Origin of the sequence: Nocardia sp. SSK8 (assembly GCF_037034205.1) — a bacterium.
In the GTDB taxonomy this organism is placed as follows: Bacteria; Actinomycetota; Actinomycetes; order Mycobacteriales; family Mycobacteriaceae; genus Nocardia.
Genome location: NZ_JBAGKD010000003.1, coordinates 341927 through 368508, shown reverse-complemented (window position 1 = coordinate 368508; position 26582 = coordinate 341927). Strand labels below are relative to the sequence as shown.

Sequence of the window (26582 nt, the reverse complement as noted above, 5' to 3'; positions counted from 1 at the left end):
CGCCGTTCGTGGCTCAGCCAGCCTTCGGCAGGGCGACCGGCTCGCCCGCGTCCTTCCCGGCACCCCGCACGATCGCCGACAGCAGTCCGATCAGCACGAACTGATCGCGTGGCAGCAGGCGCGCTTCCGGCGCCCAGTTGTGCACGAAACCGACAGCCAGCCCCGACGCGGGATCGGCCCAGCCGCCCGAACCGACGAAGCCGACATGCCCGAATGCCTGGGGCGCGCCGACCACGGGGAACGAGTGGTACCCCAGCCGCCAGCCCATCGGCAGCAGCAGATTGCGATCGGGCAGCACCGACTGCAACCGCGCCATCGCGCGCACCCGGGCGCGCGGGAACAACGCCGACTCGGTGGCGATCGCGTTGTAGACCGCGGCCAGCGAGCGGGCGGTGAAAACCCCGTTCGCGCCGGGCAGCTCACCGCGCAGGATGGCGGGCTCCGGGCCCACGGACAGCCGGTCGAGGCCCTCGGTGTAGATCGAGCGCAGGAAGCCCGCACCAGGCACCGGGGTACGCGCGGCGTACTTGATCACCGTGCCCGCCTGGGGAATACCGAACGGGAGCTCCGAACCGTGGGTCCGCGCCACGGTGATCGGCGCGTCCGGACCCGGATCGCCCAGGCGCAGTCCGATTTCGCCGAGCGGTTCGGCCAGCTCGGTCCGGTACAGCTCGCCCATGCTCTTGCCCGTGACCGCGCGCGCGATCCCGGCGATGAGGGTGCCGTAGCTGATCGCGTGATAGGCCGGGATCCCCCGGAACCGGTCCGGCGCCGCGGCCGCGAGCCGGTCCTCGATCAGTTCGTGATCGGCGAGCTCCTCGACACTGCGGGCGAAGACCCCGATGCGCGAGAGCCCGGCTCGATGACTCATCGCCTCGGCGACGGTGATGTTCGCCTTGCCCTTGACCCCGAACTCCGGCCAGTACTCCGCCACCGGCGCCGCGTAGTCCACCAGCCCGCGCTCGGCCAGCAGATGCAGCACCGTCGAGGTCACACCCTTGGAGGTCGAATACGACAGTGCCGCCGTGTTCTCCTGCCACGGCACCGTCTGCGCCGCGTCGGCCCATCCGGTCCAGACATCGACCACTCGTTGTCCCCGGTGGTAGACGGTCAGCGCGCCACCCCCGCGCCCGCCCCCGAACAACCGGCCGAACCGATCGATCGCTTCCTGGAACCGCGGAGCCGAACTACCGCGAATCGCGATCCCCGGCACTTCCGAGCGCGACGACGCTGCACACATGAACACACCTCACTTGTCACCATTGACAGACCCACGCCGGATCACTCCGAAGCAAGCCGGAATGTTCACGTTACCGAACAACAACAGGCATTTCGATAGTCCGCGGGCCCGCCGACGGACCCCGCACCGAATTCCTCCCGAACGAAGAATTTCCCCGGATTCTTTCATCTCCTGACACGAATCCGCGCACCCCGGCCGCCCCCATGCCGTAGCTTACTTGCTTGTACGATGGCAAGTAACTACGACGGAGACACGCCCTTGACCCCCTACGAACGCGAACTGCTCGAGTTCGCGGTGACCTGGGCGCCCTACGGCGGCAACGACGCCGAGGCGTTCGTCCGGTTCGGGCTACCGGCCAAGGAATTCCACGCCCGCCTGCTCGCGCTGCTGGAAACCGCCGGCGCGCGCGGCCTCGGGCACCGCACGATCACCCGCCTGCACTGCCAGTGCGTGGACCGCCTCCGGCGTTCCTGAGCCAACCCCAACACCCCGAATCTCACCGGATCTCGCGGCTTCGCCTGCGCTCATGCCACCGCCACTGCCGCCCGGCCCGCCTCAGCGGCGCGGCGATCGCGGCACCACGCCGCACAGCTCAGGGCGATACCGGCGACGGTGACGGCCGCGGCCACCAGGTACACCGCGCGCAGGCCGCTGCCGTCGATGACCCGTCCGCCCAGCCAGCCCGCGAAGGCGGCCGCGAGCTGGTAGGCCGAGGCATTGACCGCCATGGCCAGGGTCGGCGCGGCCGCCGCGGTGCTCAGCACCCTGGCCTGCATGCCGGGGATCACCGAGAAGCCCAGTGCGCCCAGGACGAAGACCAGTACCGCGATGAGCGCGGGGGTGGCGCTGACCAGCCACATCAGAACCAGTGTGCCGGTCAGCAGGGTCAGCGAGCCGATCTGCGCGGGCATCAGCGCGCGATCCGACAGGCGGCCGCCGATGAGGTTGCCGACCGTCGCGCCGACGCCGTAGACCAGCAGCCAGCCCGCGACCGAACCGCCGGTGAATCCACTGACCTCGGTCAGCAGCGGCGAGAAGTAGGTGAACACCATCAGCACCCCGGCATTGGCGATCGCGGTGATCGCGATCGCCAATCGCACATCGCGACTGCGGAATACGCGCAGTTCGGCCACCGCAGACCCGCCCGCGTTCGGCACCGCGGGCACCAGCCGGATCACCAACGCCAGCCCGAGCGCGCAGACCGCGGCGACGGCCGCGAAGGTGGCCCGCCAGCCGTACTGGCTGCCGATGAACGTGCCCAGCGGCGCGCCCAGGATCATCGCCAGGTTCATCCCGAAGACCAGCTTCGACACCGTGGACGCCTGCTTACCGGGAGGCGCCGTCGACACCGCGGTGACGATCGCATTCGCGAAGAACGTCGAGGTCACCAGCGCGGTGACGACCCGGGCCGTGAACAGCATCGCGTAGGTCGGCGCCAGGACCGAGGCCACATTGCCCAGCACGGCGATCACCAGCAGCGTCACCATCAGCGGCTTGCGGGGATAGCGGGTGGTGAGCGCGGTCAGCGTCGGCCCACCCACGATCATGCCGAGGGCGTACGCCGTGACCAGCAACCCGGCAGCCGGAATGGACACGCCCAGATCGGTGGCGACATCCGGCAGGATTCCGGCGATGACGAATTCGCCTGTCGTTATCCCGAATACGCACAGAACCAGGGCGGCAAGACTCGGTCGCATCATCACTCTTTCCACACCAGGGCACGACGAAGACCGGGACCCGGGTGGTCAATTCCCCAGTCCTGCAGCAGTTTTCAGGATTCGGACGGTGATCCGGCCGTCTCACCAGCGTGCCAGCCGAGCCCGCGCGACAGCAATGGCACGGCGATCGGAATGCGGGTAATTTCGATAATGTGTCGCTTATCGAAAAGCTCCACCCGGCCGGTATCGACGATCCGACGGCGCATCAATTGCGGCTGCTGCTGACCCTGGCCGAGGAACTCCATTTCGGCCGCGCCGCCCGTCGGCTGTATCTGACCCAGCCCGCGCTCAGCCAGCAGATCCGGTCGCTGGAGGACCGCCTCGGCATCCCCCTGTTCGACCGCTCCAGCCGCCGCGTCGAGCTGACCGACGCGGGACGCGCGGTCCTGCCCGTGGCACGCAAGGTGGTCGCGGCCGCCGACGAGCTACGCGCCGTCGCCGGACGGATGGCCGCCGGATCCAGCCGTCTCCGGCTCGGGGTGTGCGAGAGCGTCGCGGCCCTGACGGCCACCCGCGACATCATCACCGCGCTGACCCGGCTGCACCCCGACCAGGCACCCGACCTGCGAGTCCTCGACCGATTCGCCGACCAGCTCACCGCACTGCGTTCGGGCGAGATCGACGCGGCCTTCACTCATTTCCCGATTCCCGACGACCTGCACGGCGAACCGCTCACCCACGAACCCCGCCTGGCCTGCCTGGCGAGCGCCGACCCCCTGACATCACGACCCGCCCTGCACCTCGCCGACCTCGCCGACCACCCGGTCGTCACCCTGGTCGCCCCCACTTTCCGTACCGGACACGACTTCTGGACCGCGGGTCCGCGCCCGGCCGGCCCGGCTCCCCGCGCGGGCTCCACCGTCGAGTCCCTCCTCGCCACCGTCGCACTGGGCACGACCGTCGCCTTCGTCCCCGCCTCCACCGCGGCCCTCTACCCCCGCCCCGACCTCCGCTACCTCCCGGTCGACGATCTCGCCGACTGCACCTTCGGCATCACCTGGCACCCCGGCAACCCGGCCCCGGCGAAGCTCGCGACGCTGCGCGACGTCGCCGCGGCCTACCGGCGACCCCGCTCCAAGCGGTGATGTGCCGCACAAGTTGTCACGATTCCCGGTCGCGCGGCGTCTTGTGCTCGAACCCTCGAGCGAAGGAGAAGCCCATGAATCTCGCCCTGTGGATCGCGGCCGGAATACTGGCCACGGTCGCCCTGGCCGGCGGCGCCAGCAAGACATTCGTCCCCACCGAGAAATTGGCCGCCCAGCCCGGCGGGCAATGGACCGAGCAGGCCGGTACCGGGGCCGTGAGAACGCTCGGAATCCTGGAGCTACTGGCCGCGATCGGCCTGATCCTGCCCGCGGCGCTCGATATCGCCCCGATCATGGTGCCGGTCACCGCGACGTGCTGGATCGTGCTCATGCTAGGCGCGATGATCACTCACCGCCGCTTCGGCGAATACCCCTTCATGGCACTGAACTTCGCCTATCTCCTCCTGGCGGCCTTCATCGCCTGGGGACGCTTCGTCGCCGAACCCTTCGCAGGCTGACACAGAGAAACGTCCACCCCGCGAAACCTGCTATAACGAAAACAGCTCGCCGGGCGAATACCCGGCGAGCTGCGATTCCTGCTCCCCCATCTGGACTCGAACCAGAAACCTGCCGATTAACAGTCGGCTGCTCTGCCAATTGAGCTATAGGGGATTGCCCCGAGCGGTTAGACTCGGGCGGTCTGCCTTGGCGGGCTGACCGAGATGAAACTTTAGCGCATGGGGTCGTTGGTTCCCAAATCGGGGCTCTACCTGCGGACATGCGGCGTATAACGATGTGCCGACAAAGGGTGGGCGGATCGACAGCGGTGGGGCTGCTGGGGCAGGATGGAGCCGCCAACGAACGTGGGAGGAGCTCCAAGAAGATGCTGCGGTTGATCATCGGCGTAGCGGCCGGGTATGTGCTGGGCACCAAGGCCGGGCGCGCGCGCTACGAGCAGATCAGTGCGGCGACGCGAGCGGTGACCGGTTCGCCGGTGACCAAGAAGCTGGTGTCGGTGAGCCGGCAGAAGCTGTCGGACAAGTTGAGCACGCAGCCCAAGCTGGAGCCGATGGAGCCCATCGACGAGCGCACCACGGTGCTGATCCCGCACAACCAGCTGCGCCGCTGACTCAGGCGCCCGCCGCGAAGCCCTCGCTGCCCATCGCCTGGGCGGCGAGGCTCTTGCGGTACTGCTCGAGTGCGACCAGGTCGCCGAACAGCGTCATGTAGGTGTCGGGTTCCTCGCTGGCCGACAGACGCTGCAGCTTGGACTTCAGTTCGGCGATCTGGCGGCCCACCCACGCCTCCTGCGTGCGGGCCAGGATGCCGCTGATGAAGCGCGGGGTGTCGTTCTGGGAGCGCACCGGCAGCTGTTCACCGGCGAGTTCGGAGACCAGCGCGCGGATCATCAGGTCGTCGGTGTGATCGGCGACGGCGGCGACCCATTCGGCGCCGCTGAGACCCGCGGCGGTGCCACCGGCCTTGGCGATCATGATCCGCACCGCGATGTAGGCGGGGTGGGTGAAGGCGGCGGCGTCGATGGAGTCGAACACCACGCCCGCGATGCCGGGGTATTGCAGTGCGGCGCCGAGGGTTTGGCGCTGGGCCAGCAGGACCGGGTCGTTGGGCGCCGGGCGCACCGAGGAGCCCTCCTCGGCGCGGGGCGCGGGTGCCGGTGCGGCGCCGGGCTTTCCATTGGCCCCGGCGGCGCCGCCCATCCGGTTCTTCTTGGCTTCCTCGCCGACGCGGCGCACGACGAGCTGGATGTCGTCCCAGCCGACCCAGCCCGCCAGTTTGGTGGCGTAGCCCTTGCGGGTGGCGTGGTCCTTGATCTGGGCCACCACGGGCACGGTGCGGCGCAGCGCCTCGACCCTGCCCTCGACATCGTCGAGGTTGTGTTCGGCCAGCAGACCGCGAATCACGAACTCGTAGAGGGGGGTCCGGCGCGCGACCAGGTCGCGCACGGCGGCGTCGCCGGAGTACTGGCGCAGCTCGCACGGGTCCTGGCCGTCGGGGGCGACGGCGATGTAGGTCTGGCCTGCCAGGCGCTGGTCGCCGCTGAAGGCCTTGAGCGCGGCGGCCTGGCCCGCGGCGTCACCGTCGAAGGTGTAGATGATCTCGCCGCGCCAGAAATTGTCGTCCATGAGCAGCCTGCGCAGCACCTGCAGGTGCTCCTCGCCGAAGGCGGTGCCGCAGGAGGCCACGGCGGTCTTCACCCCGGCCAGGTGCATGGCCATCACGTCGGTGTAGCCCTCGACGACGACGGCCTGGTGGCCCTTGGAGATCTCACGCTTGGCGTGGTCGAGACCGAAGAGCACCTGGGACTTCTTGTACAGCAGGGTTTCCGGCGTGTTCACGTACTTGCCGGGCATGGTGTCGTCGTCGAAGAGCTTGCGCGCGCCGAAGCCGATCACCTCGCCGCCGAGGTTGCGGATGGGCCAGAGCAGGCGGCGGTGGAACCGGTCGATCGGGCCGCGCTTGCCCTGCTTGGACAACCCGGCGGCTTCCAGCTCCTTGAACTCGAAACCCTTGCGCTGCAGGTGTTTGGTGAGCGTGTCCCAGCCCGCCGGGGCGTAGCCGCAGCCGAACTGCTGGGCGGCGGCACCGTCGAAATTGCGGTCGGTCAGGTATTTACGCGCGGTCTCGGCCTCGGGCTCGCGCAGCTGAGCCATGTAGAACTCGTGCGCGGCGGCATTGGCGGCGACCAGCCGGGAGCGGGTGCCGCGGTCGCGCTGCACCGAGGTGCCGCCGCCCTCGTAGTTGATCTGGTAGCCGATCCGGTCGGCCATCTGCTCGACGGCCTCGACGAAGCCGATGTGCTCGATCTGCTGCAGGAACTTGTAGACGTCGCCGCCCTCGCCGCAGCCGAAGCAGTGGAACAGGCCGTGGTTGGGCCGCACGTGGAACGACGGGGACTTCTCGTCGTGGAAGGGGCACAGGCCCTTGATCGAGTCGGCGCCCGCGCGCTTGAGCGCGACGTACTCGCCGACCACATCCTCGATCCGGACCCGGTCGCGGATCGCCGCGATATCGCGATCTGGGATTCGTCCGGCCACGAGGGAAGTCTAGTGGGTGCGGCTCAGCGGCAGTCCAGCGAGGCGGCGACGCGCTCGAAGCGGCTCTCGGTGCAGGAGGCGATCTGGTCGATCACCACGCGCACGCGGGCGGTGTCGTCGGTGGCGGCGTTCCACCAGGGCAGCATCTGGTCGTCGAGGTGGGCGGGAGCGGTGGTGAGCAGCCGGTCGGCCACGGCCTGCACCCGCTCGCGCTGGGTGAGCTGACGGGCCAGGTGGCCGCGGTCGGAGCGCACGTAGCGCAGCGCGACGGTCTTGAGCACGGCCACCTCGGCGGCGACGATCGGCGGCACGATCAGTTCGGCCTGGTAGCGGATGAGCGGGCCGGGGCCGTAGCGCTGCCGGGTGGCGGCGATGGCGGCATTGGCGAAGCGGCCGACCAGCTCGCTGGTGAGCCGTTTGAGCGCGACCGAGGCGGCGAAAGTGCCGTCGTAGTTCACCGCCTCGGCCACCACGTCGAGTTCGGACAGGCGCTGCGCGGCGGCGGCGAGCGCGTCGACGGACTGATCCGGGTGCTGGCCGTGGCCCTGCTCGGCGAGGGCGGCCTGCTCGGCCGGGTCGGCCAGGGCGCGCAGGTCGATGCGGCCGACGATCACGCCGTCCTCGACGTCGTGCACCGAGTAGGCGACGTCGTCGGACCAGTCCATGATCTGGCATTCCAGGCTCTGGACGCGCTCGGGGGCGTCCTTGCGGATCCAGGCCAGGCGCTCGAGATCGTCGTCGTAGGCGCCGAACTTGGTGGCCGGACCGGTGCGACCCCACGGGTATTTGATGGTGGCGTCCAGGGCGGCGCGGGTGAGGTTGAGCCCGGCGCTCTCCCCCGCCGCGTCGAGCACCTTCGGTTCCAGGCGGGTGAGGATGCGCAGGTTCTGCGCGTTGCCCTCGAAACCGCCGTACTCGTCGGCGAATTCGTCGAGCGCGCGTTCGCCGTTGTGGCCGTAGGGCGGATGGCCGATGTCGTGGGCCAGGCCCGCCAGGTCGACCAGGTCGGGGTCGGCGCCGAGGCCGTCGGCGATGCTGCGGCCGATCTGGGCGACCTCGAGCGAATGGGTGAGCCGGGTGCGCGGGGTGTCGCCCTCGCGCGGGCCCATGACCTGGGTCTTGTCGGCGAGGCGGCGCAGCGCGGCCGAGTGCAGCACGCGCGCCCGGTCCCGCGCGAACTCGCTGCGGTGACCGTTGCCGGGGGCGTCGGGCCAGGCGATCTTGCCGGGCTCGGGGACCATGCGTTCCCGGTCGTGCGCGGTGTAGCCGTCGGTCATCTCACTGTCCCGCCTCGTAGGGGAAGTCTGCCGAGAAATGGGTGAGCTGATACCAGAGCAGCGCCCCCGTCTCGCGGGCGATGCCGTGGAACTGCGACTCCCTGGTGTAGACCGCCGGACCGGTGCGGGTGGGTGCGGTCCACGCGCTGAGCCCGGCGTCCCTGGCCATGGTTCTGGTGCGGAGTGAATGCCACGGATCGCTGACGAGTACGGCCGATGACAACCCGCGCTCGCGCATGGCGGCGGCGACGGCTTCGATGCTGCGCAGGGTGTCGGAGCCGGTCTCCACGGCCAGGATGTGGTCGCCGGGGACGCCGTTGTCCTCGAGGTAGGCCTTGCCCGAGGCGGCCTCGGTGTAGAGGTCACCCTCCTGTTTGCCGCCGACGGTGATCACCAGCGGCGCTACCCCGGCCGCGTAGAGGCGCCCGGCCTGGTAGAGCCGGGCCTCGAACACCGACGACGGGGTGCCCGAGTACTGCGCGGCGCCGAGCACCACGATGGCGTCGGCCGGGGTGTAGTCGTCGATCCGGGCGACCTGCCACACCCGCACCGCCGTCCCCCCGACCAGCACGATCCCGATCACCACGGCCCCCGCGATCAACCGGCCGATCCACAGCGACACCGTCGGCACCAGCCCACGCGGACGCCTGGCGTCCGGGGCGGTGGCCGTTCGCGAGAAACCCGATTTCACCTTCGTCAGTCTGCCAGGTGACACCGACGGCTCGTGACCTCAGCGGTCACCACCGGATTCCGGTCCGGTGAACTCCGCTCGGCTCGGGCGCGGTCGCACGGCGGAGTTACGTCGGTCTGGCGGCGTACGGCGATGGACGCTCAGGACCCGAGCTGGATCCGCGCCGCACGCTGAGCGGGTTCACCAACCCCGCTCGCGCCATTCGGCGAGGTGGGGGCGGTCGGTGCCGAGGGTGGTGTCGTCGCCGTGGCCGGGGTAGACGACGGTGTCATCGGGGTAGCGGTCGAAGAGTTTGGTGGTGACGTCGGTGAGGAGGGTGTCGAAGTCGGTGGGGTTGTGGGTTTTGCCGACGCCGCCGGGGAACAGGGAGTCGCCGGTGAACAGGTGGGTGCGGTGGGCGGCGTCGACGAGGGCCAGGGCGATCGAGCCCGGGGTGTGGCCGCGCAGGTGGATGACCTCGAGAGACAGGTCGCCGAGCGGGATGGTGTCGCCGTCGGCGAGCAGCCGGTCCGGTGGGACGGGCAGGGTGGCGGCGTCGAGCGGGTGCGCGGCGGTCGGGGCGCCGACCGCGGTGGCGACCTCGGTGAGGGCCTGCCAGTGGTCGGGGTGCTGATGGGTGGTGACGATCAGTTCGACCTGGCCGGGAGTTTCCTGGGTGGTGAGGTCGATGATGCGGGGCGCCTCGTTGGCGGCGTCGATGAGGATCGCGGCGCCGGTGGTGGTGCTCTGCACGAGGTAGGTGTTGTTGTCCATCGGGCCGACGGAGATCTTGACGATCCGGGCGCCGGGCACCTCGCGCTGCTGGGCGGGACCGCCCGCGGTGACGTGTCCGGTGTAGCGGCGATCGACTGTGGCCATGCGCCGATCGTAGAAGGCACGCGGCGGGCCGTCGTGCCCACCTGCGTGGCGCGCGCCCGTTAGATTCGACACATGCGTCCGTCCTGGAAGTCCCCGGCTCCACCCTCGGTTCGGCCGCGCGCGGCCGGTCTGCTCTGCGCGCTGCTCGCGGCGATGGTCCTGCTGTGCGCGCCGGGGGCGGGCGCGGAGCCGCCGTCGCGGATGGGTCCGCAGGTGGTCGACAGCGCCGAGGTGCTCAGCGGGGCGGACGAGAGCCGGGTGCTGGCTGCCGTCGACGAGCTCTACCGCGACCACCAGGTCAAGCTCTGGGTGATCTACGTGCGTGATTTCGCCGGGATGGCACCGCGTGACTGGGCCGCTCGCACCGTCGAACTCTCCGGGTTCGCCGAGCGCGATCTGCTGCTGGCGGTGGCCGTGCAGGATCGCGGGTACTGGCTCGACGGGACGCTGCCCGACAGCGTCACCGACGCCGAACTCGACTCGCTGCTGGCCGGGAAGGTGGAACCCGCGCTGCGCGACGGGAACTGGGCGCAGGCCGCGGTGAACACCGCCGACGGGATCGGCGCGGCGATGAGTGGTGGCGGGGTGCCGTGGAAGACGCTGCTGGTGCTGGTGCTCGTCGTCGTGGTGCTGGCCGGTGGCCTGATCCTGTTCTCCCGCAGGCGGCGCCGCGCGCGCGACCGCGCCGAACTCGAGCTCGCGCGCAAGGTGGACCCGGCCGATTCGGCCGCGGTGGCGAAGCTGTCGTTGCCGACCCTGCACGCCTTGTCGCGGGAGCGGCTGGTGGAGATCGACGACGCGGTGCGGACCAGTACCGAGGAATTGGCGCTGGCCACCGGCGAATTCGGCGAGACCGCGGTGACGCCGTTCCGCGCCGCGCTCGACGCGGCCCGCGCGGCGACCGCCAAGGCGTTCACCATCCGCCAGCAGCTCGACGACGCGATTCCCGAGACACCGGATCAGCAACGCGGCATGCTGGTCGAGCTGATCACCACGGCGGGCACCGCCGATCGCGAACTCGACGCCCAGGTGGCCGATTTCGACGCCATGCGCGATCTGCTCATCGACGCGCCGGGACGGCTGGACGGGCTGACCCGCGACCTCGTCGACCTGACCGCGCGCACCCCCGCCGCCGAGGCCGAACTCGCCCGGCTCACCGCCGCCTACCCGGCCTCGGTGCTGGCGCCGATCCGCGACAATGTGCGGATGGCGACGGAACGGATCGCCTTCGCCGAGCAGAACATCGACGGCGCCCGCAGCACCCTGAACCAGCCGGTCGGCAAGCAGGGCGGCGTGGTGACGGCCATCCGCGCGGCCGAGGGCGCGATCGGCCAGGCCCGCACGCTGCTCGACGCGGTCGACCAGGCGGCGGCGAATATCCAGCAGGCCCGCGACGGGCTGCCCGCGGCCCTCGACGAGCTGCGCCGCGACCTCGCCGTGGCGGCGGGCCTCACTGAGTTCGGCGGACCGGAACTGACCGCGGCGGTGACTACGGCCACCACCACCGTCGGCACCGCCTCGGCGGCCGCGGCGAGCGATCCGCTGGGTGCCTTCCACAGCGCGATCCAGGCCGACGCCGAACTGGACCGGGCCATCGCCGCGGCCTCGGATCGCAAACTCGCCGTGGAGGATCTGCGGCGCAGGCTCGACCGGGCGCTCACCGACGCGGCGGCCCGCATCGAGGCCGCCGCCTCCTTCATCACCACCCGCCGCGGCGGGGTGGACGCCGAGGCCCGCACCCGGCTCTCGGAGGCGCAGCGTCATCTCGACGCGGCGCGTGGGCTGGCGGCGAGCGCGCCCGACCGCGCCCTGCTGAGCGCGCAGACCGCCGCCGACCTCGGTGGCCGGGCCCTGCAGCAGGCGCAGGCCAGCGTGCGGGCCTGGGAGACCTGTCAGCCGATGTCGGGCGGCGCCCAGACCGGCGCGGTGCTGGGCGGGATCCTGCTCGACGGGTTCTTGCGCGGGGCGATGAACAGCGGCTCACGTGGGCGGAGCTACGGCGGTGGCGGCGGCTACCGGCCGGGCTCGTATGGCGGATCGTCGGGCTCGCGCCGGGTGAGCCGCGGCGGACGGTTCTGACTGCGCTTCGACCCGCGCACCCGGGACCGCAGGTGGCATGCCCGCGCGGTCAGGACGGCCGGGACGCCGATGGGGATGGTCAGCCGGTTCAAGCGGTAGCGGCCTCCTGACCTGCTGTCTCCCAGGTCAATTCGGCGAGGACGGCGGCCGACAGTTCGGTGGCGCGGGGGCCGCCGCCGAGGCGGGCCAGGGTGAGGCGGCCGAGGTAGGTGTAGGCGAGGAAGGTGACGGCGGCGGAGGGGCCGGTGGAGGGGCGGGGAGTCGCGGAGAGGTAGACGATCTCGTAGTCGTCGAGCAGCAGGCCGTCGGGGGCGCGGAAGGTAGGGACCGTGCCGGTGTTGGTGAGGGCGAGGTGGCCCGCGATGGAGTGGACGCGGGTGGGGCCGAAGAAGTCCGGGAAGTGCAGGACCGATTGTTCGATGACGCCGGTGGCCAGGTCGTCGTGCAGGGTGGTGCCGATGCGGCGGGCCAAGGTGACGAGGTCGTCGAACTCGGTGGTGGTGAAGGCGGTGAGCCCGGAGACGTTCGTGCCCTCGGCCGCCGCGACCGGCGGGTCGAGCCGCCTGCGCAGGTCGACCGGATAGACGCAGCCGACCTGGGTCACCCCGTACACCGCCGCGAACGCGCGCAGCACCGCCGCGGTGATCAGCCCGTTGACGCTCACCGCCCGGGTACGCGCCAACTCGAGCACCCGCGCGGTCTCGGCCGGATCGAGCCGGACGCGGGCGGGCCGGGCCAGTGCGGGCGAGGCGGGCTGGGAGGACTGCACCACGCCGACCGCGTCCGCGACGACGAGCGGCCGGGTGACCCCTTCCAGCCCCGAGCGCGGCCCCCGGGCGATCCCCCGCCGGGCCAGCAGCGATTCCACCGAGTCGGGGTACTCGCGCGACCCGGCCGCGATCGACCCGGTCGCCACGTGATCGGTGTAGTAGCCCCACAGTCGCGCGAACAGCTCGACGCAGTGCGCGGCGTCGGCGACGCTGTGGTGCACGAACAGGGTGACTCTGGCCCGATCCTCTTCGGCCAGCACCACATCCAGGTAGCCCAGCTGCGCACGCGGGCTCAGCGATTCGGCCGGGATCCGCACCTCGTCCGGATCACCGAAACTCACCCACGCGCCGACGGGCTCGATATGCCCGGGGCGCAACAGGATTCCGCTCTCCTCGGCGTCCTCGACGATGCGGCACACCAGGATCGGGAACGCGCGCTGCAGCGCCGCGAAGGCCGCGCCGAGCGCCACCGCGTCGAGTTCGCCGCGCACCGTCACCGACCGTCCGGTGAACGTCGCGTGCCGCACGAATCGCTGCTCCGACGGGTCGAGCACCCGCACCACATCTTCCGGTTCCCACAGCACAACGGAAAGCGTGCGGCAACACCTCCGCGAACGCAAACCGGTTCACCGCCGTGTGACCAAGCACCTAACCCGCCGAGGCACACCCCGAGATCCCGCGCCTCCCCCGCACTCTCGACCAGCACATCCCGACCTCGAGGAGGGATCGCCGACGAAGTCGGCGGTTCGCGCCCGTCCCGTCGATCAGGCGCCGTGGCGTAGGCGACGAAGGAGCAAGCCACGGTGCCTGATCGACGGGACCCAAGGGGGCGCGAACTCGAGCGCGCCAGCGCTCCAAAAACTCAGGCGCCGATGAGGTGGGTCGCGAGGTAGGACTCGACCTTGTCCAGGGCGATGCGCTCCTGGGCCATCGAGTCACGCTCGCGGATGGTGACCGCCTGGTCGTCGAGGGTGTCGAAGTCGACCGTGATGCAGAACGGGGTGCCGATCTCGTCCTGGCGGCGGTAGCGGCGGCCGATAGCACCCGCGTCGTCGAAGTCGACGTTCCAGTTGCGGCGCAGCTGGGCGGCGAGGTCCTTGGCCTTCGGGGTCAGGTCGGCGTTGCGCGAGAGCGGCAGCACCGCGGCCTTGACCGGCGAGAGGCGGCGGTCCAGACGCAGCACCGTGCGCACGTCGACGCCGCCCTTGGCGTTGGGGGCCTCGTCCTCGGCGTAGGCGTCGACCAGGAAGGCCATCAGCGAACGGGTCAGACCGGCGGCGGGCTCGATGACGTACGGGATGTAGCGCTCACCGGAGGCCTGATCGAAGAAGCTCAGGTCGGTGCCGGAGTGCTCCGAGTGCGTCTTGAGGTCGTAGTCGGTGCGGTTGGCGATGCCCTCGAGCTCGCCCCACTCGCTGCCCTGGAAGCGGAAGCGGTACTCGATGTCGGTGGTGCCCGCCGAGTAGTGCGACAGCTTTTCCTTGGGGTGGTCGTAGAGGCGCAGGTTCTCCGGATCGATGCCCAGGTCGGTGTACCAGGCCAGGCGGGTGTCGATCCAGTACTTGTGCCACTCGGCGTCTTCGCCGGGCTTGACGAAGAACTCCATCTCCATCTGCTCGAACTCGCGGGTGCGGAAGATGAAGTTGCCCGGCGTGATCTCGTTGCGGAAGCTCTTGCCGATCTGGGCGATGCCGAACGGCGGCTTCTTGCGCGCGGTGGTCTCGACGTTCTTGTAGTTGACGAAGATGCCCTGCGCGGTCTCCGGACGCAGGTAGTGCAGGCCCTCTTCGTCGTCGACCGGGCCGAGGAAGGTCTTGAGCAGACCGGAGAAGTTCTTGGGCTCGGTCCACTTGCCGGGCTGGCCGGTCTCGGGGTCGTTGATGTCGGCCAGGCCGTTGGCGGGCGGGTGGCCGTGCTTCTCCTCGTAGGCTTCCAGGAGATGGTCGGCGCGGTAGCGCTTGTGCGTGTGCAGCGACTCGACCAGCGGGTCGGAGAAGGTCTCGACGTGGCCGGAGGCCTCCCAGACCTGGCGCGGCAGGATCACCGAGGAGTCCAGGCCCACGACGTCGTCGCGGCTGGTCACCATGGTGCGCCACCACTGCCGCTTGATGTTCTCCTTCAGTTCGACGCCCAGCGGACCGTAGTCCCACGCCGACTTGGTGCCTCCGTAGATCTCACCGCACGGGTAGACCAGACCCCGGCGCTTGGCGAGGTTGGCAACGGTGTCCACCTTCGACTTGGGTGCCACGCGAGATTTCTCCATCCCTAGGGAATCGGACAAGTATTGCCGTCCAGCGTATCGGCACCTGCCAAGCGGTTTCGCACCGACCGGCGTGCCCCATTCGACATGCGCACGTCTGCATGTCAAAATGGCATCGGTTTCCATTAAGGAGTTGGTTGATGACCACCGATGCCGCCGCCGCGCACTCGCACACCCCGTATCACTCCGCCGCCCCCGCGGCGGTGCCCGCTCGGGCGATCCTGGAGGACGCGGGCGAACTGCTGCGGGCACTGGCCGCGCCGGTGCGCATCGCCATCGTGCTGCAGTTGCGCGAGTCGCCGCGCTGCGTGCACGAGCTGGTGGACGCGCTCGGCGTGACCCAGCCGCTGGTCAGCCAGCATCTGCGCATTCTCAAGTCGGCGGGCGTGGTGCACGGGGAACGCTCAGGCCGCGAGGTGCTCTACGAACTCGTCGACGACCATCTGGCGCATATCGTCGTCGATGCCGTCGCCCATGCCGAGGAAGGATAGCTCGTGACCGACAGTGTTCCCGGAAAGCAGGTCGGGGTGCGCAGTACGCGCCAGCGCAGCGCGATCTCGGCCCTGCTCGGCGATATCGACGAGTTCCGTTCCGCCCAGGAACTGCACGACGAGCTGCGCAAACGCGGTGAGGGCATCGGCCTGACCACCGTCTACCGCACCCTGCAGTCGCTGGCCGACGCGGGCATGGTCGACGTGTTGCGCACCGACTCCGGCGAGTCGGTCTACCGGCAGTGCTCGAGCGGGCACCACCACCATCTGGTGTGCCGCCACTGCGGGCGCACCGTAGAGGTCGAGGGCCCGACCGTCGAGGCGTGGGCCGAGGCGATCGCGGGCGAGCACGGCTTCACCGAGGTGAGCCACACCCTGGAGATCTTCGGCACCTGCCGCGACTGCGTGCGCGCCAGGCCGAGGGAGCAGGCCGCATCCGTGTGACTCACGTCACATGATGGAACCCTCGATTCGCGCGCCCCGTCCAACCTTCACGAACAGACCGATCCGCACGGTGGGTACCGACGGCCACAGGTCCGGTCGGCGCCGAAGGAGGGGAACTCGTGAGCGGCACCCTGGGCGTGGAGCCCGATCAGCTGAGGACCATGGCCACGACCTGGCGCGGCGAGGGCGGTGAGGTCGGCGGGCTCGCCTGGTCGGCGATGAGCGAGGCCGCGGGCGAGGGCAGCGAGGTGCTGGCCACCGTGCGCGCCCTGGTCGACCCGGCCGCGCGGGCCATGACCTCCATCGCGGATCGCTATGCGGCCCTGGCGGATCTGGTGGACACCTTCGCCGCCGACATCCAGGCCAAGGACGCCGAGATCGCGGCGGCCATCGACACCCTCACTGCCCGCTGATGCGCCCGACGCTGCCCCAGCTCGACGGCTGGAACCTCGACGGATTGCAGCGCGCCGCCACCGCCGCGCGTGCCAATGCCGACATCCTGTCCACCTCGGTCGACGACTGCTCGCGGGCCGCGTCGGCGGCGGGCGACTGGCACGGCGCCACCAAGGACGCGGCCACCCGCCGGATCGACGAGGAGGTCGACCACGGCTACGAGGTCCGCACGGTGCTGCTGCGGATCGCCGACGACGCGGCCGATGCCTGGCAGGGGCTCCAGCACGCCCGGACCTATGTGCTGGATCAGCGCGGGGTCGCGCTCGCGAGGGGGTTCCTGGTGGAGCCGGACGGGCGGGTGAGTCATCCGGATCCGGCCAAGGAGGGGGACGCCGGGGTCTTCCAGCTGAACCTGTTCGGGGGGCTCGACGAGATCGAGCGTATCGACGGCCAGTTCGGCACCCGGCTGCGCGAATCGCTGGCCGATCTCGGCGCGCTGCGCGACGGGCAGCCCGATATCGCCCTGGCCGACGGCACCCTGGCCGATCCCGACGCGGTGGCGCTGCGGCTGGCGGCCCTGTCGGCCGACGAGCGGGCGACCTTCCTCGCGGGCCTGAGCCCCGAGGCGCGGCGGCAGCTGGTGATCGCCGCGCCGGAGCAGCTGGGCAATCTCAACGGGGTGCCCTTCGCGCTGCGGATCGAGGCCAACGAGATCAACATCCGCAACGCGCTCACCGCGGAGAAGCGCAAACCCGAACGCGACGAGGCGCGGATCCGGCAGCTCGAGGCGATGCTGTCGCCGATCCCGAATCCCGAGGGCGCGGGCGTCCTCGGCACCACGCCCGCGGCGACGGGTGCGGGCGCGACGCCGCGGCTGGACCTGGTCGACCGGCAGTTCGTCATGTTCAGCACCGAGGGCAACGGCCGGATGATCGAGATGGTCGGCGCGATGCGGTCCGGCGCGCCCGGGGTCGGCGTGTACGTGCCCGGGACCAGCACGAACCTGAACGGGTCCGGGTCCAATCACGTGGCCGCGTGGAATCTCGCCGATCAGACCGGCGGGCCGGTGTTCCTGTACATGGAGGGCGATTTCCCGCAGAGCCTGACCAGCCTGTCCGACGGGGCGCCGAGTCCGCGGTTCGCCGCCGAGATGGCGCCCCGGCTGGTCGATTTCGGGCGCGAGATCGATCGCGAGGTGAGCGCGCAGACACCGGGGACGCCGGTGTCGTATGTGGGGCATTCCTACGGCGGCTCGATCGTCGGCTCGGCCGAGCAGCTCGGCCTGCGCGCCGACCGCGTGCTGCACGCGTCCTCGGCGGGCACCGGGGTGTTCGAGGGTGGCTGGAACAATCCGAACCCGGAGGTGCGGCGGTATTCGATGACGGCACCCGGCGACCTGATCGGGGTCGTGCAGTCCTATCCGGACGAGGGCCTGCGCCTGCCGGGAATCGGTGGGCTGCCGGGCAATCCGCACGCCGCCGATGTCGGCGGTGATCCCGACGAGGTGCCCGGTGTCACCCGGCTCGACACCGGCTTCTACGGCCGGGATTTCGACGGACATGAGCGCGGCGAGGTCGTCTTCGGGCCGGACGGGCACGGAAAGTACTGGGACGACCCGTCTTCGACGGCGTTCCAGAACATCGTCGGGGTGATCCGCGGCGGCGAGGTCACCGGGTATGTCGAGCGCGGGATCGAGACCGACTGGATCGATATCGGGCTGGGCGACAACGGCGACGGCGTCAAGGAAGGCTTCGACGCGGGCAAGGCGGCGACCGCCGGGCAGCTCTTCGGCGTGGATCCGTACGCGAATCCGCGGATCACCGACAATCCAGGACCCGGACCGAAACTCGACGTCGCATGAGGTGCGGCGCGGCGGTGCTCGTGCTGCTGTGCGGGACGCTGGCCGCCTGCGGGTTCGTCCCGGAGGGACCGTCGAATCAGGACATCGCCGAGTCGTCCGGACTCACTGTCACGGAGGCGGTTCCGCTGGTCGCCGACAATTTCGAGCACATCTGGCCCGAGCCGGTCTCGATCGAGGACAACGCGGTGCGGCTGGGCAAGGGCTGCCGGACCGATCCGGATACGTTGCAGAGTGCCGGGCCGCCGTGGGCGCCGTCGTATGAGCGCGAGATCGCCGATCCCCCGGCCGAATTCGTGGAACAGGCGTTGGCGAGGCTGGCGGCGATGACGTCGCGGGGGTTCGTCCTCGCGGAGAATCCGGTGCCCGGCGACGATCCGGTCAACCGGGTCTACCGGAACTCCCGGGGGTTCTCCGTCGCGGCGTTGCGCTACGGGTCCACGCCGACCCGCTTCGTGCTGCGGTCCTCGTCCCCCTGCGCCGCCGGATGAACGACGATGCGCCGCACACGATGTGCGGCGCATCGATCCTCCGGTGGGTCCACTGCGGCGTGGATCCACCGGCGACGGACTAGGCGGCGACGGGAACCGCGTCGGCGGTGACCGGCTCGGGTGCGGTGCGGGACCGCAGTGCGCCGAGGCCGAGCAGCCCCAGACCCGCCGCCGACCAGCCCAGCAGTACCGCGAGCGGACCGGCCGCGCCCGCACCGTCGAAGTAGGCGACCGAGCGGATCAGCGAGGCGGCGGCGCCCGGCGGGAAGAGCTGGCCGAGGGTGCCCCACGGCTGCGGCAGCAGTTCCGGCGCCGACGTGGCGGCGGAGAACGGGTTGCCGATGAGCAGCATGGTGAGCGCGCCCAGGCCGATACCGGGTCGGCCGAGGGCGGCGGCGAGTCCGACCACGGTCGCGGCGACGGCGAACATGGCCAGCCCGGCGAGTGCCGACAGCGTGAGGTAGGAGCCCGGGACGATCGAGAGCCAGCCGTGGAAGATCAGCGTGCTGAGCAGGCCACCGGCCACACCGAAGGTGGCCAGCCCGGCGAGGCGGGCACCGAGGGCGGGTACCAGCAGGGTCAGCAGCACACCGGCGGCGATGCCGGACATGACCAGCGGCAGCACCATCGAGCCGAAGCCCGCGCCGCGCGGGTCGTCGGGATCGGTGGCGACCACGTCCTGGACCGGTGTGGGGGCGGCGCCACCGAGTTGCTGGGCGAGGGCGGTGAGCTGCTGGGCGACCGCGGGTGAGGCGGCCGAGGCGACCAGAAGCTGGGGCGCACCCTCGCCGGTGACGATCGCGCCGTAGATCTCGTTGTCGGCCAGCGCGTTCCGCGCGGCGCCCGCGTCGGCCAGCGTCGTGATGGCGAAGGCGTCCGGGCTCTGCTGTTGCAGCCGCTGGGCGACCTGTGCGGACTGTGGGCCGGTGACGGCGATGGGCAGGTCGCGCGGGGCGAGGTTGACCGCGGGCCAGGCGAAGGCGATCAGGAGCAGGGCCTGCAGCATCGTCGCCGCCAGACCGAGAGCCACTGCTCGGCGGGTGATCGTCATGACATTCTCCCTTAAAGCGAATGTTCGTTCTTTTTGATGGTTCCACGGTGACACCGCTCCCGTTCGCTTGTCAAGAACGGATATTCGTTTTATTTTTGGCACATGCCCCGAGTCAGCGAAGAACACCTCGAACGCCGCAGGCAGCAGATCCTCGACGCCGCCCAGGTGTGCTTCACCCGCAAGGGCTTCCACGAGACCTCGATGCAGGACGTGTTCACCGAGTCGGGGCTCTCGGCCGGGGCGGTCTACCGGTACTTCACCAGCAAGAACGAGATCATCCGCGCGCTGGTCACCAACACCATGGGCCCGCTGCGCGCCCGCCTGGCCGAGATCATCCGGGGCGAGGAACTGCCGATGCCCGGCGAGGTCGTCCGCCTGCTGACCACCGAGATCGTGAAACGCAGCGGCCCCGACGGCCCCCTGCGGCTGGCCCCACAGGCGTGGGCGCTGGCGATGGTGCAGCCCGATTCGGGCGTGCCGGTCCGCGAGGCGATCGCGGCGATGCGTGAGCTGTGGGCGGAATACGGGCTGCGGCTGCGCGAGCGGGGCCTACTGCCCGCCGACACCGATCTGGACGCCTTCGCCAAGACGATCATCGGCGTGCTGCCCGGTTTCATTCTGCAGCACCTGCTGCTCGAGGACATCACCCCCGACGATATGGCCCGCGGGCTCGACCTGATGCTGCCGCTGCCCCGGACCTGACACCCCGCACAACCCGCGTCCCGCCAGGGCGGGACGTAAGACAGCTCACTGTTACGGCGGGCGAACAACGGGTAGGTTCGGGTGCGGCATCGGTGGGGTCGTGGGCCACCAGGCCATCGACACATCGATCCGACCAGGGAGTTTCCTGTGGCACTACACCGACGAACCCTTCGCTCGCGCGGCCTGGCCGCCCTCGCCGCCGCCACCGTGGCGGTCCTGATCCCCGCGGCCGTCGCCGGGACCGCGCAGGCAAGGAAGATCGGCGAATTCGAGGTCGGCGGGGCGATCGAGGCCGAATACGACCTGGTGGGTGGACTCGGCGACCCGACCTCCCCCGAGGCCGACGCGGCCGCCGGGGGCAAGTACCAGACCTTCACGAACAACGCCGCCATCTACTGGCACCCCGACACCGACGCCCGCACGGTCGCGGGCCAGATCCGCGACAAGTACGCCGAGCTGGGCAACGAGTCCGGCAAGCTGGGCTACCCGGTCACCCGGGAGGAGTCCACGCCCGGCGGCGCCGGGCGCTACAACCACTTCCAGCAGGGCTCGATCTACTGGTCCGTCGGCACCGGCGCGCATCAGATCAGCGGCCCGATCCGGGACAAGTGGGCGGCGCTGGGCTGGGAGTCGAGCCCGCTGGGCTTCCCGCTCAGCGATGTGTCCGCGGCGGGCAAGGGCGGCCAGTTCTCGATGTTCCCGACCGGCGCCATCTACTGGACCGCCGCCACCGGCGCGCACGCGGTGTGGGGCAGCATCCAGGCCGACTGGATCCGCGCGGGCGCCGAGACCGGCCGCTACGGCTACCCCACCAGCGACGAGTACGACTACCAGGGCGGCAAGGCCCAGGATTTCCAGGGCGGCAAGCTCACCTGGAAGCCCGAGAGCTGACGGCTACGGCGCGAGCAGTCCCTCGCGGGCCCTGCTCGCGCCGGTGAGCGCCAGCAGCAGCATGGTGGTCAGCGCCTGGTCGTCGAGGCCCTCGGCGGGGAAGGTGTAGCGCAGGATCACATCGCCCAGCTTGCCGCGCGCGATCAGCGTGACCGAGCCGAACTGGATCTCGTTGTTGCGCTCGGCGACCCGCTTGTGCAACTGCGGCTTGAGCGGACGGTCCCAGGCCAGCACGCTGGTCAGCGAGAGCACGGTGAGCCCGGGCGCGAGGGTGACCGCGCGGATCGAGCACAGCGCGCCGTCGTATTCGAAACCGAGCGAGCCGTCGGCGTCGACGCGGATATCGATGTCCTGCATCTGCAGGCAGGCGCCGGTGCGGGCCTGGAGGTCCAGTTCGGGGGTGACCACCGCGTCCATGTCGGCTCCGTCGCTCATTTGGTGCCGCCGAAGCGACGATCGCGCTTGGCGTATTCCAGGCACGCGTCCCACAGGTTACGCCGGTCGAAGTCGGGGAAAAGGGTGTCCTGGTAGACGAATTCGGCGTAGGCGGCCTGCCAGATGAGGAAGTTCGAGCTTCGGAACTCGCCCGAGGGCCGCAGGAACAGGTCGACATCGGGCATATCGGGTTCGTCGAGGTAGCGCGCGACGGTGGCCTCGTCGACCTTCTCCGGATCGATCTCGCCCGCCGCGACCCGGCGCGCGATCTCGCGGGCGGCGTCGGCGATCTCGGCGCGGCCGCCGTAGTTGACGCACATGGTCAGCGTCATCACGTCGTTGTCCTTGGTGAGCTCCTCGGCGATCTCGAGCTCCTTGATCACGCTGCGCCACAGCCGCGGACGGCGGCCCGCCCAGCGCACCCGCACACCCATCTCGTGCATCTCGTCGCGGCGGCGGCGGATGACATCGCGATTGAAGCCCATCAGGAAGCGCACCTCGTCGGGGCTGCGCCGCCAGTTCTCGGTGGAGAAGGCATAGGCCGAGAGCCACTTGACGCCGATCTCGATACAGCCCTCGACCGAGTCCATCAGCACGGCCTCGCCCCGCTCGTGCCCGGCCGTGCGCGGCAGCCCGCGATCCTGGGCCCAGCGGCCGTTGCCGTCCATCACCAGCGCGACATGGTTGGGCACCAGCTCGGCCGGGATCGCGGGCGGACGCGCGCCGGAGGGATGCGGGGACGGCGGGCGCACGGTGCGGCCCGGCTTGCTCGCGGTGGCGGTGTCACGACGCAGGATCACGGCATCCATCCTGCCTGATCCCTGGAGGTGGTCCACACGCGGTGTTATCGGAGCGCGGGCGCGCTCGACTCGCGGCCCCGAGGGGTCACCGGTCGACACTCGAGACTCGCCTTCGGCCCGCGCGATCGCGTGGGTTGCGGTCGTGGTCAGCCCGCCTGGCCGACGATGGTGGTGCCGGGGCGGGCGGTGCCGCTCTCGCCGGTGCGCTCGATCAGTGGCAGGGTGCGCAGCTGACGTTCCAGATGCCATTGCAGATGAGCGGCGACCAGTCCGCTGGCCTGGCGCCGGATACTTCCGGGGACATCGGCGATGTAGTCCCACTCCCCCTTCAACAGGGCGACGAGCAGATCCAGAACCCCGGTGACCGGCGTACTGGCCCCCGGCGGCCTGCAGTGCACGCAGACCGCGCCACCCGCGGCGACGTGGAAGGCGCGGTGCGGGCCCGGGGTGGCGCAGCGGGCGCATTCGTCCAGGGCGGGTGCCCAGCCCGCGAAACCCATGGCGCGCAACAGGTACGCGTCGAGGATCAGTTCGTGCGGCCGCTGCTGGGCGGCGATGGCGCGCAGGGCGCTCGCGGTGAGCGAGTGCAGCTTGGGCGCGGGCGCGCGTTCCTCACCGGCCAGCCGTTCGGCGGTCTCGAGGACGGCGCAGGCGGTGGTGTAGCGGCCGTAGTCGTCGATGATGTCGGAGGCGAACGCCTCGAGTGTGCTCACCTGGGTGACGACGTCGAGGGTGCGGCCGGGGTGCAGTTGCACATCGATGTAGGCGAACGGCTCGAGCCGCGCCCCGAACTTCGACTTGGTGCGCCGCACGCCCTTGGCCACCGCGCGCACCAGCCCGTGCTGCCTCGTCAGCAGCGTGACGATGCGATCGGCCTCGCCCAGCTTGTGCTGGCGCAGCACCACCGCCTCGTCCCGATACAACCGCACGGGCCCAGTCTTCCACGGGTGCCCGACACCGCGCACACGCCACACCCCGGCGGTCAGTCCCGGCGCAGCAGTCCGGTGATCAGCACCAGCAGCGACTGCTGGGTCTCCCCGCGCGCCCGATCGGGGTCCTCGGCGTGCGCGACGATGAGCGAGGCCTCGGCGATCGCGCTGAGCAGCAGTTGCGCCAGCACCGGGACCGGCGCGGTGGCGACCAGCCCGGCGCTGGTGGCGCGGTCGAGCTGCTCGGTGATGAGCCCCAGCCCGTGGCGGGCCTCCAGCTCGCGCCAGGCCTGCCAGCCCAGCACGGTCGGGGCGTCGGTCAGGGCGATCCGCAGGACCTCGGGGCGGGTGCAGATCTCCAGGAAACAGGCCAGTCCCGCGGTCATCCCGGCCAGGATGTCGGCGGGGTCGGCGGTGTCGACCGCGCGCTGGATCTCGGCGGTGATCTCGCCTTCGAGTTCTTCGAGCACGGCCAGGAACAGGCCGCGCTTGTCGCCGTAATGGTGATGCAGGGCGCCGCGGGTGACCCCGGCGGCGGCCACCAGCTGTTCGGCGGAGGTGCCCGCGAAACCGCGCTCGGCGAACAGGTCACGACCTGCCCGCTCAAGCGCGGCCCGGGTGGTGCGGGAGCGGTCCTCCTGACTACGGCGCTGCATGCAGCCGAGTGAACTCCACGATCAGTTCGGTGAGCAACTCCGGCTGGTCCTCGGGCAGGAACGTGTAGGAGTCGTCGACGGTGTGCAGGCTCGCGTGCGGCAGGTCGGCGGCCAGGCGCCGGGCCAGGGTCATCGGGAACAGTTTGTCCTCGGTGGACCAGATGACCTGGACCGGCAGATCCACCTCGGCGAAGCGTTCGGCGGCGGCGAGGGTGTGGCGGTTGCTCACCCCGGCGGCGAAGCGGCGCAGGTCGGCGCGGATGGCGGCGCTGCGGCGCGCGGGCGCGAGATAGGACTGCGCGATCTCGGCGGGCAGATCGTGTTTGGTGACCCAGCCGAAGCCCAGCGGCAGGCGCTGGACGAACTTCCAGCGCATCGGCGCCAGCAGCGGCGTGATCGTGCCGGGCAGCTTCGCGACCTTCATCAGGGTGCCGAAGGGGAACGGCGGGAAGGTCTCGTAGCAGTCGACGGCCGCCAGCACGACGCGCCCGATCCGTTCCGGACGGCGGGTCATCAGGAGCTGGGTGAGCGCGCCGCCGGTGTCGTTGGCGACGACGGTGACATCGGTGAGGTCGAGCGCGTCGAGGAACTCGGCGATCAGATCGGCGAGGCCGGTGGGCGTGAGGTCGGCCGCGGGCATCGGGATCGAGTGCGAGCCCAGCGGCCAGTCGGGGGCGAGGCAGCGGTGGCCCGCGGCGGCCAGGCCGGGCACCACCTTCCGCCAGAGATCGGCGTTGACGAGCAGGCCGTGCACGAACACCACCGGCGATCCGGTGCCGGTGTCGTGATAGCGGATCCGGCCCGCCGACAGGGCGATCTCGCGTGCCGGGCCGAGTGCTGGACTGATTCCCATGGGGTCCTCCCCTGATCGAAGTCTGGACCCGTTCACTGTTACATACATCCCGTATGTATGTCTAGTGCCGAATACCCACCCCAGGGGATGTGGACGGGCGACCAGTTCCCGCGCTACGGTCGAGCCACGCCCCAGACGAGACGGAGCTCACATGTCCGTGCCCGACCGCACCGCACCCCAGGCCGACCTCGGCCTCACCGAACTGTCCGCCGCCCTGGCCGACGGCCATCTCTCCTCGGTCGCGGCCGTCACCGACGCCCTCGACCGCATCGAGGCGTCCCAGCCGACGCTCAACGCCTTCCGTGTGGTCCGCCGCGAGGCCGCGCTGCGCGAAGCCGCCGAGGCCGACGCGCGGCTGGCCGCCGGAGACCGGTTGCCGCTGCTCGGGGTGCCGATCGCGGTCAAGGACGACACCGATATGGCCGGTGAGGTCACCGCCTTCGGCTGTGGCGGCGAGTTCCGCCCGAAGACCGCCGACGCCGAATCGGTGCGCAGGCTGCGCGCCGCGGGCGCGGTGATCGTCGGCAAGGCCAATACCTGCGAGCTCGGTCAGCTGCCGTTCACCAGCGGCGCCGCCTTCGGTCACTCCCGCAATCCGTGGGACCGCACCCGCACGCCGGGTGGCTCCTCCGGCGGTTCGGCGGCGGCGGTCGCGGCCGGATTGGTGCCCGCCGCACTGGGTTCCGACGGCGCGGGGTCGGTGCGCATTCCCGCCGCGTGGAACAACCTGGTCGGCATCAAGCCGCAGCGCGGGCGCATCTCCACCTGGCCGCTCGCCGAGGCGTTCTACGGGCTCACCGTCAACGGCCCACTGGCCCGGACCGTCCGCGACGCGGCCCTGCTGCTCGACGTGGCCGCGGGACCGCACGACGGCGACCGGCACACCCCCGCGCCGATCGACGCGAGCGCCGCCGTCGGCCGCGATCCCGGCAAACTCAGAATCGCCCTGTCCCTGCGCATCCCGTTCACCGCCACCAAGACCGCGCTCGATCCGCAGATCGCCGCCGCCGTGCACGCGCTGGCGACGACACTGCGCGGGCTCGGCCACACGGTCACCGTGGCCGATCTGCACTACGGCCTGCTGATCGGCGCGTCGTTCCTGCCCCGATCGATGGCGGGGATCAGCGCGGTGCGCCGGGCCATGCCGGAGGCGGTCGTCGACCCGCGCACCACGGCCAACGCCCGGCTCGGCCGGGTGCTCGGCGGTCCGGTCCTGGCCGCGGCCCGCCTCGCGGAACCCCCGCTGCGCAAGCGGATCGGCGGATTCTTCGACGACTACGACGTGGTGCTGGCGCCCACCACCGCCACCCCGCCCCCGGTCGCCGAAGAGATCGACGGGATCGGCGTCGGCGCGACCAACAACCTGATCACGGCCGCCTGCCCCTACACCTGGCCGTGGAACGTGCTGGGCTGGCCGAGTGTGAACGTGCCCGCCGGATTCACCGACGCGGGCCTGCCGATCGGCGCGCAGCTGATGGGCACCGCGAACGCCGAGCCGACACTGATCGCGCTGGCGGCCCAGCTCGAATCGGAGCTGCGCTGGGACCGCGCGCGCCCCGCGCCGTGGTGGTGACGCACAGCGGCGCGGTCGCCCGCCAGCGCTCGTAGAGTTCG

The 26582-nt window shown here is 70.7% G+C and carries 27 protein-coding genes and 1 tRNA gene; 13 read left to right on the top strand and 15 right to left on the bottom strand.

The window, feature by feature from the left end:
- Nucleotides 1-13 precede the first annotated feature (13 nt).
- Nucleotides 14-1240, bottom strand: coding sequence for a serine hydrolase domain-containing protein (locus WA675_RS08475; RefSeq protein ID WP_336083358.1), 1227 nt, complete (start codon nt 1238-1240; stop codon nt 14-16).
- 228 nt (nt 1241-1468) lie between these two features.
- Here WA675_RS08475 and WA675_RS08470 point away from each other — a divergent pair, with 228 nt between their 5' ends.
- Entirely contained in the window at nt 1469-1714 is a 246-nt protein-coding gene (locus WA675_RS08470) for a hypothetical protein (protein ID WP_336083357.1), read from the top strand.
- 50 nt (nt 1715-1764) lie between these two features.
- Here the strand turns inward: WA675_RS08470 and WA675_RS08465 are convergent, their stop codons facing one another.
- Entirely contained in the window at nt 1765-2937 is a 1173-nt protein-coding gene (locus WA675_RS08465; RefSeq protein WP_336083355.1) for an MFS transporter, read from the bottom strand.
- A gap of 173 nt (nt 2938-3110) precedes the next feature.
- Between WA675_RS08465 and WA675_RS08460 the strand changes: the two genes are divergently transcribed.
- Both WA675_RS08460 and WA675_RS08455 read left to right on the top strand, forming a co-directional pair.
- Nucleotides 3111-4043 carry a LysR family transcriptional regulator gene (locus WA675_RS08460; protein WP_336083353.1) on the top strand — a complete coding sequence of 311 codons (933 nt, stop codon included), beginning with the start codon at nt 3111-3113 and terminating at the stop codon, nt 4041-4043.
- A gap of 74 nt (nt 4044-4117) precedes the next feature.
- Nucleotides 4118-4501 (top strand): DoxX family protein, encoded by a 384-nt coding sequence (locus WA675_RS08455; protein ID WP_336083352.1) that lies wholly within the window; start codon nt 4118-4120, stop codon nt 4499-4501.
- An 81-nt stretch (nt 4502-4582) separates the two neighbouring features.
- Here WA675_RS08455 and WA675_RS08450 read toward each other — a convergent pair.
- Nucleotides 4583-4655 (bottom strand) — tRNA-Asn (locus WA675_RS08450).
- A gap of 211 nt (nt 4656-4866) precedes the next feature.
- On the opposite strand from WA675_RS08450, the gene WA675_RS08445 reads away from it, so the two are divergent.
- Entirely contained in the window at nt 4867-5112 is a 246-nt protein-coding gene (locus WA675_RS08445; protein ID WP_278262736.1) for a hypothetical protein, read from the top strand.
- A 1-nt stretch (nt 5113) separates the two neighbouring features.
- On the opposite strand, the gene dnaG is transcribed toward WA675_RS08445, so the two are convergent.
- From dnaG to WA675_RS08425, 4 genes are all read right to left on the bottom strand, one after another.
- Nucleotides 5114-7039 (bottom strand): DNA primase, encoded by a 1926-nt coding sequence (dnaG, locus tag WA675_RS08440; protein ID WP_336083350.1) that lies wholly within the window; start codon nt 7037-7039, stop codon nt 5114-5116.
- A 23-nt stretch (nt 7040-7062) separates the two neighbouring features.
- Nucleotides 7063-8316 carry a deoxyguanosinetriphosphate triphosphohydrolase gene (locus WA675_RS08435; protein ID WP_336083348.1) on the bottom strand — a complete coding sequence of 418 codons (1254 nt, stop codon included), beginning with the start codon at nt 8314-8316 and terminating at the stop codon, nt 7063-7065.
- 1 nt (nt 8317) lies between these two features.
- On the bottom strand, nt 8318-8950 hold the full coding sequence (locus WA675_RS08430) for a YdcF family protein (RefSeq protein ID WP_442945584.1): 633 nt from the start codon (nt 8948-8950) through the stop codon (nt 8318-8320).
- A gap of 237 nt (nt 8951-9187) precedes the next feature.
- Entirely contained in the window at nt 9188-9865 is a 678-nt protein-coding gene (locus tag WA675_RS08425; protein ID WP_336083347.1) for an MBL fold metallo-hydrolase, read from the bottom strand.
- Between the two features lie 72 nt (nt 9866-9937).
- Between WA675_RS08425 and WA675_RS08420 the strand changes: the two genes are divergently transcribed.
- A complete protein-coding gene (locus WA675_RS08420; protein ID WP_336083346.1) occupies nt 9938-11944 on the top strand; it encodes a TPM domain-containing protein in 2007 nt (668 codons plus the stop codon).
- Between the two features lie 88 nt (nt 11945-12032).
- On the opposite strand, the gene WA675_RS08415 is transcribed toward WA675_RS08420, so the two are convergent.
- Together WA675_RS08415 and WA675_RS08410 are read right to left on the bottom strand one after the other, a co-directional pair.
- The gene (locus tag WA675_RS08415; protein ID WP_336083345.1) at nt 12033-13298 is read right to left on the bottom strand and encodes a phthiocerol/phthiodiolone dimycocerosyl transferase family protein; all 1266 of its coding nucleotides are present in this window, start codon (nt 13296-13298) and stop codon (nt 12033-12035) included.
- Nucleotides 13299-13576: 278 nt separating this feature from the next.
- Nucleotides 13577-14977 carry a glycine--tRNA ligase gene (locus WA675_RS08410; protein WP_436973936.1) on the bottom strand — a complete coding sequence of 467 codons (1401 nt, stop codon included), beginning with the start codon at nt 14975-14977 and terminating at the stop codon, nt 13577-13579.
- Nucleotides 14978-15114: 137 nt separating this feature from the next.
- Here WA675_RS08410 and WA675_RS08405 point away from each other — a divergent pair, with 137 nt between their 5' ends.
- The 5 genes from WA675_RS08405 to WA675_RS08385 all read left to right on the top strand — a co-directional run bounded on the left by WA675_RS08405 (nt 15115) and on the right by WA675_RS08385 (nt 18651).
- Nucleotides 15115-15465, top strand: a complete 351-nt coding sequence (locus tag WA675_RS08405; protein WP_336083343.1) for an ArsR/SmtB family transcription factor — start codon at nt 15115-15117, stop codon at nt 15463-15465.
- A gap of 3 nt (nt 15466-15468) precedes the next feature.
- Nucleotides 15469-15909 (top strand): Fur family transcriptional regulator, encoded by a 441-nt coding sequence (locus WA675_RS08400; RefSeq protein ID WP_336083341.1) that lies wholly within the window; start codon nt 15469-15471, stop codon nt 15907-15909.
- A 119-nt stretch (nt 15910-16028) separates the two neighbouring features.
- Nucleotides 16029-16322 (top strand): type VII secretion target, encoded by a 294-nt coding sequence (locus WA675_RS08395; RefSeq protein WP_336083340.1) that lies wholly within the window; start codon nt 16029-16031, stop codon nt 16320-16322.
- The gene (locus tag WA675_RS08390) at nt 16322-18163 is read left to right on the top strand and encodes an alpha/beta hydrolase (protein WP_336083338.1); all 1842 of its coding nucleotides are present in this window, start codon (nt 16322-16324) and stop codon (nt 18161-18163) included. The genes WA675_RS08395 and WA675_RS08390 overlap by 1 nt, the downstream gene beginning before the upstream one ends.
- Nucleotides 18160-18651, top strand: coding sequence for a hypothetical protein (locus WA675_RS08385; protein WP_336083337.1), 492 nt, complete (start codon nt 18160-18162; stop codon nt 18649-18651). Before WA675_RS08390 ends, WA675_RS08385 begins: the two co-directional genes overlap by 4 nt.
- 79 nt (nt 18652-18730) lie before the next feature.
- Here the strand turns inward: WA675_RS08385 and WA675_RS08380 are convergent, their stop codons facing one another.
- Nucleotides 18731-19702 carry a hypothetical protein gene (locus WA675_RS08380; protein WP_336083335.1) on the bottom strand — a complete coding sequence of 324 codons (972 nt, stop codon included), beginning with the start codon at nt 19700-19702 and terminating at the stop codon, nt 18731-18733.
- A 102-nt stretch (nt 19703-19804) separates the two neighbouring features.
- On the opposite strand from WA675_RS08380, the gene WA675_RS08375 reads away from it, so the two are divergent.
- Nucleotides 19805-20404 (top strand): TetR/AcrR family transcriptional regulator, encoded by a 600-nt coding sequence (locus tag WA675_RS08375; RefSeq protein ID WP_336083333.1) that lies wholly within the window; start codon nt 19805-19807, stop codon nt 20402-20404.
- Nucleotides 20405-20551: 147 nt separating this feature from the next.
- A complete protein-coding gene (locus tag WA675_RS08370) occupies nt 20552-21295 on the top strand; it encodes an LGFP repeat-containing protein (RefSeq protein ID WP_336083332.1) in 744 nt (247 codons plus the stop codon).
- Nucleotides 21296-21298: 3 nt separating this feature from the next.
- Here the strand turns inward: WA675_RS08370 and WA675_RS08365 are convergent, their stop codons facing one another.
- The 5 genes from WA675_RS08365 to WA675_RS08345 form a co-directional block, all read right to left on the bottom strand.
- Nucleotides 21299-21652, bottom strand: coding sequence for a YbjN domain-containing protein (locus WA675_RS08365; RefSeq protein WP_336083605.1), 354 nt, complete (start codon nt 21650-21652; stop codon nt 21299-21301).
- Between the two features lie 74 nt (nt 21653-21726).
- Entirely contained in the window at nt 21727-22539 is an 813-nt protein-coding gene (locus WA675_RS08360; protein WP_336083330.1) for an isoprenyl transferase, read from the bottom strand.
- 137 nt (nt 22540-22676) lie between these two features.
- Nucleotides 22677-23459 (bottom strand): DNA repair protein RecO, encoded by a 783-nt coding sequence (recO, locus tag WA675_RS08355; RefSeq protein WP_336083329.1) that lies wholly within the window; start codon nt 23457-23459, stop codon nt 22677-22679.
- Nucleotides 23460-23512: 53 nt separating this feature from the next.
- Nucleotides 23513-24115, bottom strand: coding sequence for a TetR/AcrR family transcriptional regulator (locus tag WA675_RS08350; RefSeq protein WP_336083327.1), 603 nt, complete (start codon nt 24113-24115; stop codon nt 23513-23515).
- The gene (locus tag WA675_RS08345; RefSeq protein ID WP_336083326.1) at nt 24102-24968 is read right to left on the bottom strand and encodes an alpha/beta fold hydrolase; all 867 of its coding nucleotides are present in this window, start codon (nt 24966-24968) and stop codon (nt 24102-24104) included. The genes WA675_RS08350 and WA675_RS08345 overlap by 14 nt, the downstream gene beginning before the upstream one ends.
- Nucleotides 24969-25119: 151 nt before the next feature.
- On the opposite strand from WA675_RS08345, the gene WA675_RS08340 reads away from it, so the two are divergent.
- A complete protein-coding gene (locus tag WA675_RS08340; protein ID WP_336083324.1) occupies nt 25120-26541 on the top strand; it encodes an amidase in 1422 nt (473 codons plus the stop codon).
- The last annotated feature ends 41 nt before the right edge of the window (nt 26542-26582 follow it).

Bases quoted from the DNA above. Each gene is read 5' to 3' on its own strand.
- WA675_RS08420 (WP_336083346.1), top strand. From the start codon at position 9,938: ATGCGTCCGTCCTGGAAGTCCCCGGCTCCACCCTCGGTTCGGCCGCGC.
- WA675_RS08360 (WP_336083330.1), bottom strand. From the start codon at position 22,539: ATGGATGCCGTGATCCTGCGTCGTGACACCGCCACCGCGAGCAAGCCG.
- WA675_RS08445 (WP_278262736.1), top strand. From the start codon at position 4,867: ATGCTGCGGTTGATCATCGGCGTAGCGGCCGGGTATGTGCTGGGCACC.
- WA675_RS08465 (WP_336083355.1), bottom strand. From the start codon at position 2,937: ATGCGACCGAGTCTTGCCGCCCTGGTTCTGTGCGTATTCGGGATAACG.
- WA675_RS08425 (WP_336083347.1), bottom strand. From the start codon at position 9,865: ATGGCCACAGTCGATCGCCGCTACACCGGACACGTCACCGCGGGCGGT.
- WA675_RS08350 (WP_336083327.1), bottom strand. From the start codon at position 24,115: ATGCAGCGCCGTAGTCAGGAGGACCGCTCCCGCACCACCCGGGCCGCG.
- WA675_RS08475 (WP_336083358.1), bottom strand. From the start codon at position 1,240: ATGTGTGCAGCGTCGTCGCGCTCGGAAGTGCCGGGGATCGCGATTCGC.
- WA675_RS08390 (WP_336083338.1), top strand. From the start codon at position 16,322: ATGCGCCCGACGCTGCCCCAGCTCGACGGCTGGAACCTCGACGGATTG.
- WA675_RS08410 (WP_436973936.1), bottom strand. From the start codon at position 14,977: ATGGAGAAATCTCGCGTGGCACCCAAGTCGAAGGTGGACACCGTTGCC.
- WA675_RS08365 (WP_336083605.1), bottom strand. From the start codon at position 21,652: ATGCAGGACATCGATATCCGCGTCGACGCCGACGGCTCGCTCGGTTTC.
- WA675_RS08405 (WP_336083343.1), top strand. From the start codon at position 15,115: ATGACCACCGATGCCGCCGCCGCGCACTCGCACACCCCGTATCACTCC.
- WA675_RS08435 (WP_336083348.1), bottom strand. From the start codon at position 8,316: ATGACCGACGGCTACACCGCGCACGACCGGGAACGCATGGTCCCCGAG.
- WA675_RS08380 (WP_336083335.1), bottom strand. From the start codon at position 19,702: ATGACGATCACCCGCCGAGCAGTGGCTCTCGGTCTGGCGGCGACGATG.
- WA675_RS08470 (WP_336083357.1), top strand. From the start codon at position 1,469: ATGGCAAGTAACTACGACGGAGACACGCCCTTGACCCCCTACGAACGC.
- WA675_RS08375 (WP_336083333.1), top strand. From the start codon at position 19,805: ATGCCCCGAGTCAGCGAAGAACACCTCGAACGCCGCAGGCAGCAGATC.
- WA675_RS08340 (WP_336083324.1), top strand. From the start codon at position 25,120: ATGTCCGTGCCCGACCGCACCGCACCCCAGGCCGACCTCGGCCTCACC.
- WA675_RS08385 (WP_336083337.1), top strand. From the start codon at position 18,160: ATGAGGTGCGGCGCGGCGGTGCTCGTGCTGCTGTGCGGGACGCTGGCC.
- WA675_RS08345 (WP_336083326.1), bottom strand. From the start codon at position 24,968: ATGGGAATCAGTCCAGCACTCGGCCCGGCACGCGAGATCGCCCTGTCG.
- WA675_RS08455 (WP_336083352.1), top strand. From the start codon at position 4,118: ATGAATCTCGCCCTGTGGATCGCGGCCGGAATACTGGCCACGGTCGCC.